Source organism: Amycolatopsis tucumanensis, assembly GCF_021654135.1.
Classification (GTDB): domain Bacteria; phylum Actinomycetota; class Actinomycetes; order Mycobacteriales; family Pseudonocardiaceae; genus Amycolatopsis_E; species Amycolatopsis_E tucumanensis.
Genome location: NZ_JAKGSD010000024.1, coordinates 25656 through 38344, shown reverse-complemented (window position 1 = coordinate 38344; position 12689 = coordinate 25656). Strand labels below are relative to the sequence as shown.

General features: G+C 71.5%; 8 protein-coding genes. 4 read left to right on the top strand and 4 right to left on the bottom strand.

Translation table 11 applies throughout. The features are described from left to right. Positions 1-12: 12 nt before the first annotated feature. On the top strand, positions 13-564 hold the full coding sequence (locus L2C96_RS23145; RefSeq protein WP_237337724.1) for a hemerythrin domain-containing protein: 552 nt from the start codon (positions 13-15) through the stop codon (positions 562-564). A 48-nt stretch (positions 565-612) separates the two neighbouring features. On the opposite strand, the gene L2C96_RS23140 is transcribed toward L2C96_RS23145, so the two are convergent. Genes L2C96_RS23140 through L2C96_RS23130 form a run of 3 tightly spaced genes read right to left on the bottom strand, consistent with a single transcriptional unit; the run spans position 613 to position 5687 of the window. Beyond that, positions 613-1689 carry a ScyD/ScyE family protein gene (locus tag L2C96_RS23140; protein WP_237337723.1) on the bottom strand — a complete coding sequence of 359 codons (1077 nt, stop codon included), beginning with the start codon at positions 1687-1689 and terminating at the stop codon, positions 613-615. Further along, on the bottom strand, positions 1686-2861 hold the full coding sequence (locus L2C96_RS23135) for an acyltransferase family protein (RefSeq protein WP_235716103.1): 1176 nt from the start codon (positions 2859-2861) through the stop codon (positions 1686-1688). The genes L2C96_RS23140 and L2C96_RS23135 overlap by 4 nt, the downstream gene beginning before the upstream one ends. Before the next feature lie 9 nt (positions 2862-2870). Then, on the bottom strand, positions 2871-5687 hold the full coding sequence (locus L2C96_RS23130) for a glycosyltransferase (RefSeq protein WP_237337722.1): 2817 nt from the start codon (positions 5685-5687) through the stop codon (positions 2871-2873). A gap of 79 nt (positions 5688-5766) precedes the next feature. Between L2C96_RS23130 and L2C96_RS23125 the strand changes: the two genes are divergently transcribed. Then, positions 5767-6381, top strand: coding sequence for a hypothetical protein (locus L2C96_RS23125; RefSeq protein WP_020417699.1), 615 nt, complete (start codon positions 5767-5769; stop codon positions 6379-6381). Between the two features lie 176 nt (positions 6382-6557). Here L2C96_RS23125 and L2C96_RS23120 read toward each other — a convergent pair whose 3' ends face one another. Continuing rightward, positions 6558-7481 carry a pseudouridine synthase gene (locus L2C96_RS23120; protein WP_237337721.1) on the bottom strand — a complete coding sequence of 308 codons (924 nt, stop codon included), beginning with the start codon at positions 7479-7481 and terminating at the stop codon, positions 6558-6560. 595 nt (positions 7482-8076) lie between these two features. On the opposite strand from L2C96_RS23120, the gene L2C96_RS23115 reads away from it, so the two are divergent. Together L2C96_RS23115 and L2C96_RS23110 are read left to right on the top strand one after the other, a co-directional pair. Continuing rightward, entirely contained in the window at positions 8077-10134 is a 2058-nt protein-coding gene (locus L2C96_RS23115; protein ID WP_027935816.1) for a DNA gyrase/topoisomerase IV subunit B, read from the top strand. A 23-nt stretch (positions 10135-10157) separates the two neighbouring features. Beyond that, on the top strand, positions 10158-12647 hold the full coding sequence (locus L2C96_RS23110; RefSeq protein ID WP_020417703.1) for a DNA gyrase/topoisomerase IV subunit A: 2490 nt from the start codon (positions 10158-10160) through the stop codon (positions 12645-12647). Positions 12648-12689 lie beyond the last annotated feature (42 nt).

The window sequence follows — 12689 nt, the reverse complement described above, 5'->3', positions numbered from 1 at the left end:
AAGGAGGTCACCGTGTCGACGGACAAGAAGGACGTCATCGCGTTGCTGGAGGACCAGCACCAGGAGATCCGCCGCCTGTTCGGCGTGGTCGAACGCGCGAAGGGGGATGAGCGCGAGGACGCCTTCCGCGACCTCGTGCGGCTGCTGTCGGTTCACGAGACCGCGGAGGAGGAACTGGTCCACCCCGAGGTGCGGCGCCAGGAGGGCGGCGAGCCGATCGTCGAGGCCCGCATCGGCGAGGAGCACCGCGCCAAGGAACTGCTGTCCACATTGGACGACATGGGCCCGGACGCGGAGGGCTTCGACACCCTGCTGATCCAGCTCCGGGACGACGTGCTCGCCCACGCCGAGCACGAGGAGCGGTCGGAGTTCCCGCTGCTGCGCCAGGCCTACGACAGCAAGCGGCTGGAGGCGATGGCCGACACGGTGCGGGCGGCCGAGGCCGTGGCCCCGACGCGCCCGCACCCGGGAACGGAAAGCGCCGCGAAGAACATGCTGCTCGGCCCGCCGGCCGCCTTGATGGACCGAGCCCGCGACGCCATCCGGAGCGTGCTCAAGCGCTGACGCCCCGGAATCCGGCCGCCCGCCGCGAGGCGGGCGGCCGGTTCCGTGTCACAGACCGACCCGCACCACGCTGCCGCTGCCCGGCGCGCCGGGCGGGTTCGGGCAGGCGCCGCAGTTCGACACGTACGCCTTGCCGTCACGCAGCGCCAGCCCGCCGGGCATGGTGAGCTGTTGCGTCACGATGTGCTGCGCGCCGTTCTTGCCGACCTGGATCAACGCGCCCGACGGGTCGCCGCTGAGCAGGCCGTTGTGCGCGATTTCCAGCACGTACAGCTTCCCGTGCGCGAAGCCGATGTCGATGATGTTGGTGAAGCCCTGCGCGTACACCTGCGGCGCCTTGCCCGGCACCACCCGGTACACCCGCGCCGCGCCCTTCGGGAACGGGAAGCCGGTCAGCTCGCCGACGTACAGCGCGCCGTCCGGGCCGAGCGCGACCGAGGTCGGCACCGACTGCATCGGGATCTGCGAGCCGTCCGGCGCGGTCGCCATCCTGGTCGGGAACGTGGCGATCGTGTGGATGCGGCCCTTGTCCGGGACCCACAGCAGCGAGTTGCCGCCCGCGTCGACCACGACGCGGCCGCCGGGCAGGGCGAGGACCGAGTTGGGGTTGCTGTCCGGCTCGCCACCATCGGGGTTGGCCGTTGCCTCGTAGCCGGCGATGTCGGCGACCGGTTTTCCGTTGCGCAGCAACCACCCCATGAACTGCTGCCCCTTCGGCGGCAGGTTCGTGCGCACCGCGGGGTTCGCCCCCAGGCCGACGGTGACGTACATGTTGCCTTTGCCGAGGAACGAAACGTCCGACGGGCCGATTGCGCCGGAACCGTCGCGCGCGGCGAGCGACGGCACGCCGCTCAGCACGCGTTTCTGCTGCCCGCGGTCGATCCGCGTGACCGCGCCGGATTCGCCGTAGCAAACTTCGCCCTCGGGACCCGCCATGCACGGGCCGGCGCCCCCGCGTCCGGACTCCGCGACGTACAGGGCCCCGTCAGGCGAGAACGACAGCCCGCGCGGGCTGTCCAGGCCGCCGGCCACTGTGGACACCTTGCCGCCGGCCTCCGCGCTCAGCGGAACCAGCGTCACCGCGAGCGCGGTGGCGGCCGTCAGCAGGATTCGGGATGTTTTCATACGCCCGTCCTTTCACGACGATGTGCCCCCCTTCCGGAGACGGAATCGCGCGGACGAACGTTACGAGGAGATTTCGGTTGAGGGCGCAAGTAAACACGCAGCCGTTGCGTCGGGATTTCCACCAGCTGCCAGGACAGCAACCCGCACGCGTAAGCCAGCGGCAACGCCAGCGCCATCAGCAGATACGAGTTGCGCACCCCGGCGAACACGATGAGTTGCTGCACCGGCATCGCCCAGATGTACATGCCGTAGCTGCCGTAGACCCACTTGTCGTAGCGCGCCAGCCGCCGCGGCCAGTGGTGCGCCCACACGATCGCGCCGTACCCGGCCGCGAACGGCAGCACGATCCGCGCACAGGGCTGCAGGACAGGCACGAAGTTGACCACCAGGTACACGGCCACGCCCGCGTACGCGGCGGCTCGCGACAGCGGAATCGTTCCGTGGTAACGGTGCATCACCATGCCGATGACGAACGCGACACCGAACGCGACCATCGCGCCGACGGGCACGGACAGCAACGACCCGCCGCGGCCCTGGAAGGTGTAGGTGGCGCCGAGGAAACCGTCGAGCACGACGATCCCGGCCAGCAGCGCGAACAACCCGGCCCGGGCGCGGCCGAGCAGACCGGTCAGTCCCGCGACGAGAACCAGCGCGTACCCGGTGGTCTCCATCGGCAGCGTCCACAGCGAGCCATTCGCCGACCACGGGTACGGGTTCTCCGCGAACACGCCGGGAAGCAGGTGCTGCAACGGGTACAGCGCCGCGTTGTGCACCACGTAACCCCAGGTCGCCGTGTCCGTCCAGTACTCGGACGCGTCGAGCACGGTGACCAGTGGACCGATCACGAACGCGGTGAACATGACGACGACGAGCAGCGGCGGCCAGATGCGCAGCACCCGTTTGGCGGCGTACCGCCACCAGGACGCGTCGCGCGCCCAGCTGTCGGTGATCTGGAAGCCGCTCATCGCGAAGAAACCCATGAGCGCGAAGTAACCGGGGGACAGGTCCCAGCTCGCGGGCAGGATCGTCAGCCGCTGTGGGTCGACGAGCGGGAACGAGTGCTCGACGACGACCATGCTCGCGCCGATGAGCCGCAGCCACGCGAACCCGGTCTCGGCCTTGGCGTACTTGACGGGGCGGATCTCCTGCGTGCGCTCCGCCGAGTTGTCCACCGGCACCGCTCAGCCCAGCAGCTCGGTCAGCGCGGCGCGCGCGACGTCCGGCCCGAACTGCGCGGCCACCGCGGCCTGCCCCGCCCGGGAGAGCCGGAGCCAGAGCGCGTCGTCGGTCAGCAACGACACGATTCCGGCGGCGATCTCCTCGGCCTTGTCCCCGGCGAGCACCTCCGCGCCGTGCCGCAACCGCATGCCTTCGAACGCCAGCGTCGTGCCGACCACCGGGACACCCGCCGCCAGGCTCTCGCCGACCTTGCCCTTGACGCCGGCGCCGAACCGCAGCGGCGCGACCGACAGCCTGGCCGTCTCGTAGAGCGCGTCGAGGGCGGGCACCCAGCCGCGGAACTTCACGCCGTGACCGTCGAGCGTGCGCAGCTCGTTCGTCGGGTCGCGGCCGACCAGGTCGAGCACCGCGTCCGGCACCTGCCTGCGCACCAGCGGCCAGATCTCGCCGGCCAGCCAGTACGCCGCGTCGCGGTTGGGCGGGTGCTCGAAACTGCCCACGAACAACACGCCGGGCCGCCCGTCCGGGCTCGCCTCCGGCCCCGGGGTGTGCACATTGGACAGCACGCTGACCGGCGCGCCCGGCGCGAGGTCGGCCAGCAGGTCGCGTTCGGCGTCGGACACCACCAGCGTGCGGTCGCAGGCGCGCACCAGCGCCAGCTCCAGCTCGCGGTAGAGCTTCGCGCGCTGGTGCAGCATCGTCGACGTCTCCGGCGCGCCGCCCAGCCGCTCCACCAGCTCGGCCTCCCGGGACAGGCGCACGAAGTGCAGGTCGACGGTGTCGAACACGATCCGCGCCTGTGGCGCGCAGATCCGCAGGCGGTCGGCGAGGTGCCAGGCCACGGTCGGCCGGGACAGCAGCGCCAGCCGGATGTGCTTGCCCGCCTCGTGCAGGAACTGCTCGCGCAGGCCGTTGTCGGCGAGCACGGTGATCCCGGCGCGGTGCAGCTGGTCCAGGTACGCCGGGTCCGCGGGCGGCCCCATCGGGCAGAACACCACGCGGTGACCGAGCGCGACCAGCTCGTCCAGCAGGCACCGCAACCGCACCGATCCGGAGTCGCGGTCCGGGGTGGGCACGGTGACGTCGGCGACCAGCACCAGATCGCCGTCGCGCTGGGTCCGGCCGGGCACGCGCTGGCGGGCGATCCACAGCGGCGTGCCCGGGTCGGCCTGCTCCGCGAGGGCACCCGTCCACTTCTCGGTGAAGACCTCGCGGTTGACCTCCTGGTACCGCTTGACGCCCTGCATGACGTCGGTGCCGTGCGAGACGCCCTCGTGGTGGACGACGACCGCGTTCGGGACCACCACGACGCGGTGGCCCGCGGCACGGACCGCGAACGCCAGATCGGTGTCCTCGTAGTAGGCGGGGGAGTAGCGCTCGTCGAACCCGCCCAGCCGCTCCCACAGGTCCCGGCGCACGAGGATCGCCGCGCCCGAGCAGTAGTCGACGTCGCGAACGGCCTGGTAGCGCGGGTCTTCCGGGTTGTCGCCGTGGCCGTAGTTGGCGGCGCTGCCGTCGGCGAACACGATGCCGCCGCACTCCTGCAGCCTGCCGTCCGGGTAGACCAGCTTCGCCCCGGCCAGGCCGATGCTCTCGTCGCCGCGGACGACCTCGGTGAGCGCGTCCAGCCAGCCGGGCCGGACCTCGGTGTCGTTGTTCAGCAGCACCAGCAGTTCACCGCGGGCCTGCGCGGCGCCGAGGTTCACGGCGCGCAGGAACCCCAGGTTCTCCGGGGCACGCACGAGCCGGACACCGGGGCACGCGGCGAGCTGCTCGGCCGAATCGTCCGGCGAGGCGTCGTCGACCACCACGACCTCGAACGACACGCGCGTGCCGCTGTCCTCGATCGCCTGCAGGCAGCGGCGCGTGTAGCTCCACTGCCCGTGCACCGGGACGATGATGCTGACGAGCGGGTCGTCGCTGGTCGAGACCGTGACCGGGCCTTCGGTGGCGCGGCGCCGCGGCCGGTAGCGCTCGATGACCTTGCGGTACTTCGGGCCGCCGTCGTCGCTGGTGAGCCGTTCGATCTCGGCGCGCAGGGGCGCGGCGGCGCGTTCGGCGGCCGCGCCGAGCAACGCGAGCTGCGGGTCCAGCATCGTCGCCGCGGCGGGCACCTCCACCGGGTTGTCGGAGGCGACGCCGACGAGGTAGGTGTGCGGCGCGCCGGTGCCGACCGACCAGCTGTCCTCGCCCGTGCGGCGCAGCTGCTGCGACAGCACCGGGCCGTGCTCGCGGTCGCTGGTGAGCACCGAGCCGATCGCCACGTTCTGCCGCAGCACCGTCACGTGCCGGAACGACGCGCCGAGCAGCGCGCGGAACTGCGGCTCGGTCAACTCCTTGACGTGGAAGGGGTTTTCGTTGCCGTGCTCGTGCGTGTAGACGAGGACGTCCGGCGTGCTGGTGAAGAAGACGCCGCCGGGCGCGAGGCGGGCGCGCACCAGCGCCATCAGCTCGTCCTGCTCGGCGACGTGCTCGAGCGCCTCGAAACAGGTGATGACGTCGAACTTCCCGGCGTCGGCGAGCAGGTCCGGGTCGGTCATCGAGCCGGTGGTGAACCGCAGGTTCGGCTGCCCGCCGTAGCGCGCGCGGGCGTGCTCGACGCTGGCCTCGTCGATGTCGACGCCGATCACCTCGGACGCGTGGGCGGCCAGCAGCGCGCTGCCGTAGCCCTCGCCGCTGGCGAGGTCGAGGACGCGGCGGCCGAAGGCGTAGCGGGCGGCGAGCGCGTAGCGGTGGTAGTGCTCGTAGATCACCTGGATGTCGTCCGTCCAGGGCACGCAGCGCTCGCCCGTCCAGTCGATCCCCCGAGGTCCCACCATGAGCCGGAAGGCTACCGGTACTGGGGCCGCGGGTGATACTGATGCCCGGTAATCTGCGGCGGGGAGGGAATTACTGACGGTGTCCAGTGACGTCCGCCGGCAGCGCCGGGAACTGACCGTCGGGATCGCGATCATCGTGGTGCTGGCGCTGGGTCTCGCCGTGTCCGCGACTGGGTACCTGCTCACCCGCAACGCCGGCCTTGCCGACCCGCCGGACGCGAAGCCGGCGCCCGAGCACAGCGCGCTGGCCCTCGTCGAACCGCCCGGCGCGCCCGGCCCGAGCGGGCCGTTCACCCTCGCCGCGCTGCGCAGCACGGTGTCGCTGCCGCAGCCGATGGTAGACGTGCTGACCACGGCCGGGATGAGCGACGGGGTGCGCAAGACCGCGGTGCGGGCCGGGGTGACGATCGGCCTGTACGCGCTGGCGACGGGCGATCCGCGCGGGGCGGTGCGGGCGTACGGCGCGGGAGTGGAGCTGCAGGGGCTGGCCGCGGACCGGGACCTGTCGCTGGAGGGTGTGATCGTGTACGGCACCCCGGTGGGCGCCCCGCTGGCCCGCTTCGCCGCGGCGTACGTGCTCTACGACCGCGTGGTGGTGGTCGAAACGGCCGGCCACGGCGACGCGGCGCACGACGTGTTCCGGACGACGCTGCAGCGGCAGATCGAGCTGGCCCCGCCGAGCGACCGCTCCTGACGGCGCGCGGCGGTCTGCGCCGCCGGTGAGGACGTCGTGCTGCCTGAGGTTTGCCACGGTGTCGGATCCGCGGCGGCGGAGGCGCCGCAGGGCGGTTCGCGCACCGGCCGGGACCGGGTGCTCGGCGGATGTTCGGCGGTAGCCGGGAGTGCGACCGCGATCCGGTGTGGACGGTCCTACCAGTCCGCCGAATCCCACGCGCCCAAGCGAAGTCGGCTCTCGAAGCGGTGCTCCGCGCCGGTCAGCGGGTCGGTGAACGCGAGCACCTTCGCCAGCAGCTGCAGCGGACGGCGGAACTCACCGGGCGGCACCTCCCGCACCTCCGGGTACAGCGGATCGCCCAGGATCGGGATTCCCAGCGAGTTCAGGTGCACCCGCAGCTGGTGCGTGCGGCCGGTTTCGGGCACCAGCCGGTAGCGGCCCAGCCCGTCGCGGTGCTCGATCAGCTCCACGTGCGTCCGCGCGTTCACCGGCCCCGGCAGCTCCCGCGCGGTGAGCACGCCGCGCTTCTTCACGATCCGGCTCTCCACCACACGCGGCAGCGCCAGCTCCGGCGAGTAGGGCGCGATCGCCTCGTACTCCTTGTGCACCAGGCGATCCCGGAACAGGTTCTGGTACGCGCTGCGGTGCGCCGCGGTCTTGACGAACATCAGCACACCCGCCGTCAGCCGGTCGAGGCGGTGCGCGGGGGAGAGTTCCGGCAGGCCCCGCGTGTGCCGCAGCCGCACCAGCGCGGTCTCCCGGACGTGCCCGCCACGCGGCGTGGTGGCCAGGAAGTGCGGCTTGTCGACCACCAGCAGGACGTCGTCCTCGTGCAGCACGGTCAGCTCGAACGGCACCGGCACCTCGTCGCAGCGGTCCCGGTGGAACCACAGGAAAGTGCTGGGCGTGAACGGCGTCGCGGCGTCGATCGGCCCGTCCACCCCGACGATCGCGCCCTCGGCCAGCATCGCGTCGATCACCGCCGGGTCTAGCTTGGTCAGCTTGCGCACCAGGTAGTCGCGGATGGTGTCCCACGGGCCGTCCGGCGGGGTCCGGATGCGCGCCGCGTTGACCCCGTCACGCGGCGGCAGCGGGGACGGGGGCGGCTTGCGTCTCATCGGTCAGCACTGTAGCGAGGGGCCACCGCGCCCGCCGCGACGACCGCCACCGCGGCGACCACCGCCCCGCGACGACCACCGCCGTTCACGGCGACCGCCGTCACGCCGGTGACCACGGCCCCCGCAGCGACCACCCCCCGCAGCGACCGCCGGCCTCGCCGCGAGCAGCGCCACGCCCGCGACCAGCGCGAACCCCGCCGAGCAGTCGGCCATCGCCGTTCCGGCGCCGAGCCGCAGGGCCACGCGCGCCGAGCCGGGGCCGCCGGTCTGGACGAACCGGCCCAGGCGCGCTTCCACCTGGTCTTCTTGGACGTCGTGCTGGGCGGCGCCCACCGCGACCCGACCACGCCGGGATCTTCGAAGCCGCACGGGCGGGCTCGGCAGCGCCTACACTGAAAGCACTGGTACCGCACCTGCGCGCCGCCACCGCCGACGAGATCTTCGACGCGGAGCTCGACATGCTCGTCGGCGCGATCCACGCCGCACGGCGGCAGTAGGCCGCAATCCCCGGGGTTGTCGGTGCCCTCCGTTACCCTGCATACGCGCGGCGCCCTGGTGCCGCACCACCCCAATCGCTACTGGGAGAGAAGATCCTGTGACTGCTTCTGCTGAGCCTCTCTACGGGGCCGACGACCTTACCCACCTGGAAGGCCTGGAAGCGGTCCGGAAGCGCCCCGGCATGTACATCGGGTCGACCGACAGCCGCGGCGTGAACCACCTGTTCACCGAGATCGTCGACAACTCGACGGACGAGGGTGTCGCAGGTCACGCCACGAAGGTGGTCGTCACGTTGCACGCGGACGGCAGCGTCCAGGTCGACGACGACGGCCGCGGCATCCCGACCGGTGTGCACGCCAAGTCCGGTCTGTCCGGCGTCGAGCTGGTGCTCACCCGGCTGCACGCGGGCGGCAAGTTCGGCGGCTCCGGCTACAAGACCTCGGGTGGCCTGCACGGCGTCGGCGCTTCCGCGGTCAACGCGTTGTCGCACCGTTTCGACGTCACCGTCCGCAACGGCGGCAAGGTGCACGAGATGTCCTTCGCGCACGGCACGCCGGGCGTGTTCGACGGCCCCGGCCCGAAGGCGAAGTTCACGCCGCAGCCCGGGCTGCGCGTCCGGGGCAAGATGAAGCGCGGCGAGCGCACCGGCACGTCCATCCGCTACTGGCACGACTCGCGGTACTTCGAGAAGGGCGCGGAGCTCGACGTCGAGCAGGTGCGCACCAAGCTGCGCAACACCGCGTTCCTCGTGCCGGGCGTCACGTACGTGCTGCGCACCGCCACCGAGGGGTCGATCAGCGAGGAGACATTCCACTTCCCCAACGGCCTCGCGGACATGGTGGAGTACCTCGCGCCGTCGGACGAGAAGCCGGTGTCCGGCACGCTGATCATCCGCGGCGAGGGCTCGTACAAGGAGAACGCGGCCGACGCCAACGGCGTCATGCGGTCCAATGTGGAGCGTCACGCCGAGGTCGAGATCGCGCTGCGCTGGGGCACCGGGTACGAGCGCACGGTCGAGTGCTTCACCAACACCATCCGCAACGTGCACGGCGGCACCCACCGCCGCGGCTTCGACCGCGGGGCGACGAAGGCGTTGCAGGAAGCCATTTCCCGCACCCGCGGCCTGCTGAAGGCCAAGGAGGACCTGCCGACGCTCGACGATGTGCTCGAGGGCATGACGGCGGTCGTCCACGTGCGCATCCCGGAGCCGCAGTTCACCTCGCAGACCAAGGACGAGCTGTCCACCTCCGGCATAACCCGCGTGGTGCAGGGCATCGTGGAGCGGCACCTCAAGGAGTGGACGGAGAACCGCAAGACCAAGGCCGAGGCCAAGGTCGTGCTGCAGAAGATCGTGGACGCCGCGCGCGTGCGGCTGACGCAGAAGCAGCAGAAGGACGCGGCGCGCCGCAAGACCGCGCTGGAGGGCGCGGCGATGCCGCCGAAGCTCGTCGACTGCCGCACCACCGGCATCTCGCGCAGCGAGCTGTTCCTCGTCGAGGGCGACAGCGCGCTCGGGTCGGCCCGCATGGCGCGCGTGTCGGAGTACCAGGCGCTGCTGCCGTTGCGCGGCAAGATCCTGAACGTGCAGAAGGCCTCGCTCGGCGACACGCTGAAGAACGCCGAGATCGCCTCGATCGTGCAGGTGCTCGGCGCGGGCACTGGCCGCACCTTCGACCTGTCCGCGATGCGCTACGGCCGCGTCATCCTGATGGCCGACGCCGACGTCGACGGCTCGCACATCCGGACGCTGCTGATCACCCTGTTCGCGAAGTACATGCGGCCGGTGATCGAGGACGGCAGGCTGTTCGCCGCGATGCCGCCGCTGCACAAGATCGTCACGAAGGGCCGCAACCCCGAGACCATCTTCACCTTCACGCAGCGCGAGATGGAGCAGAAGGTCGCCGAGCTGGAGGCCGCAGGCAAGCAGATCGTCAAGCCGGTCCCGCGGTTCAAGGGCCTCGGCGAGATGGACGCCGACGAGCTGTGGGAGACCACGATGAACCCGGCGACGCGCTCGGTCCGCCGCATCACGCTGGACGACGCGGAGGCCGCGGAGGCCGCGCTGGAGCTGCTGATGGGGGAGAAGGTCGAACCCCGGCGCAACTGGCTCGTCGAATCCGCCGCCCGCGTGGACCGCGAAGCGATCGACGTCTGAGTTCCCCCTAGGAGACAACAGCAATGGCACGCCGATCCAAGACAGCCGTCACCCGGGTCGATCCGGCAGCGTTCGACCAGGCCGGCGCGCAGGTCTTCGAGAACCCGGTCAAGACCGAGATCGAGGACTCCTACCTGGAGTACGCCTACTCGGTCATCCACTCCCGCGCGCTGCCCGACGCGCGCGACGGCCTCAAGCCGGTGCACCGCCGGATCCTGTTCTCGATGAACGAGGCAGGCTACCGGCCCAACCACGCGTACGTGAAGTCCTCGCGCGTGGTCGGCGACGTGATGGGCCGCTACCACCCGCACGGTGACACGGCGATCTACGACGCGATGGTCCGCCTGGCGCAGGACTTCTCGATGAACGCGCCGCTCATCGACGGCCACGGCAACTTCGGCAGCCCGGACGACGGCCCGGCCGCGTCCCGGTACACCGAGGCGCGCATGTCGCCGGAGGCGATGCTGCTCGTCGGCGAGCTGGGCGAGGAGACCGTCGACTTCCGGCCGAACTACGACGGTTCCCTGATGGAGCCGTCGGTGCTGCCCGCCGCGTACCCGAACCTGCTGGTCAACGGCACGTCCGGCATCGCGGTCGGCATGGCGACCAACATGATCCCGCACAACATGGGCGAGGTCATCGCGGCCGCGCGGTGGCTGATCAACCACCCCGGCGCCACCCTGGACAAGCTGATGGAGTTCGTGCCGGGCCCCGACCTGCCGACCGGCGGGATGCTGCTGGGCCTGGACGAGGTGCGCAAGGCGTACGAGACCGGCCGCGGCGTGGTCCGGATGCGGGCGAAGGTCGAGATCGGCCCGCTGCCCGGCAGCCGCGGCCGCCAGGCGATCACGGTCACCGAGCTGCCCTACGGCGTCGGGCCGGAGAAGGTGATCGAGAAGATCACCGAGGAGGTCAACAAGTCCAAGCGGCTGACCGGGATCGCCGACGTCAAGGACCTCACCGACCGCGAGAACGGCACGCGCCTGGTCATCGAGTGCAAGGTGGGGGTCAACCCGAACCCGCTGCTGGCCGACCTCTACCGGCTCACGCCGCTGGAGCAGTCGTTCGGCATCAACAACCTGGTGCTGGTCGACGGCCAGCCGCAGACGCTGGGTCTCAAGCAGCTGCTCGAGGTGTTCCTTGAGCACCGCTACGACGTGGTCACGCGGCGCACGAAGTACCGGCGCCGCAAGCGCGAGGAGCGGCTGCACCTGGTCGAGGGCCTGCTGATCGCGCTGCTGGACATCGACAAGGTGATCCGGCTGATCCGCAACAGCGACGACGCCGCGCAGGCCAAGGACGGCCTGATGAAGCGGTTCAAGCTGTCCGAGATCCAGGCCACCTACATCCTGGACACGCCGCTGCGCCGGCTCACCAAGTACGACAAGCTCGAACTCGAGGACGAGCAGGAGAAGCTGCGCGCCGAGATCGCCGAGCTGACCAAGATCCTCGACGACGACCGCGAGCTGAAGAAGGTCGTCTCCAACGAGCTGGCCAAGATCGCCAAGGACTTCAAGACCGAGCGGCGCACGGCGCTGATCGACGGCGACCTCAAGGAGGTGCTGGCCGCGTCGAAGCCGGCCGGGCCGCTGGAGGTCGCCGACGACCCGTGCCAGGTGATCCTGTCCGCCACCGGCCTGGTCGCCCGCACGGCGGCCGAGTCGGAGGAGGCGCCGGAGGGCCGCCGCCGCAACGGCCGGGTGAAGCACGACGCGGTCGCGGCGATGGTGCACTCGACCGCGCGCGGCCAGGTGCTGCTGGTGACCAGCCGCGGGCGGGCGTTCAAGACGGACGTGCTGCCGCTGCCCGTGCTGCCGGAGCAGTCCGGGACGGTGTCGCTGCGCGGCGGGATGGCCGCGCGGGAGCTGGTGCCGCTGGACAAGGGCGAGAAGGTCATCGGCATCGCGCCGCTGGGCGAGCAGGCGGCCGGGTCGCCCGGTCTCGCGCTCGGCACGCGGCAGGGCGTGGTGAAGGTGGTGGCGCCGGACTGGCCGGTGCGGTCCGACGAGTTCGAGATCATCGGGTTGAAGGACGGCGACGAGGTCGTCGGCGCGGCGTGGCTGGCCGATGGTGAGGAGACGTTCGCGTTCGTCACGTCGGACGCCTCGCTGCTGCGGTTCCCGGCTTCGCTGGTGCGGCCGCAGGGCCTCAAGGGCGGCGGCATGGCGGGCATCAAGCTCGCCGCGGACGCCGAGGTGGTGTTCTTCGGGGCGATCCGCACGGACGACGCCGAGCACGGCGAGCCGATGGTGGTGACGGCCACGGGGGCGAGCGTGAAGATGACGCCGTTCGCTGAGTACCCGGCGAAGGGCCGCGCGACCGGCGGGGTGCGGGCGCAGCGCTTCCTGAAGGGGGAGACGCGCCTGACGGTCGGCTGGGTGGGCCCCCGGCCCGCCGGAGCGTCGAAGAACGGCGACCCGGTGGAGCTCCCGGAGCCCACCGTCCGCCGCGACGCCTCGGGAGCCCCCCACCCCGGCCCGGACGTCATCGGACACCTCATCGAGCGAGGGTGATTCCGGTGCGGGCCCGCGCTTCCGGGCGCGGGGCCCGCAGGG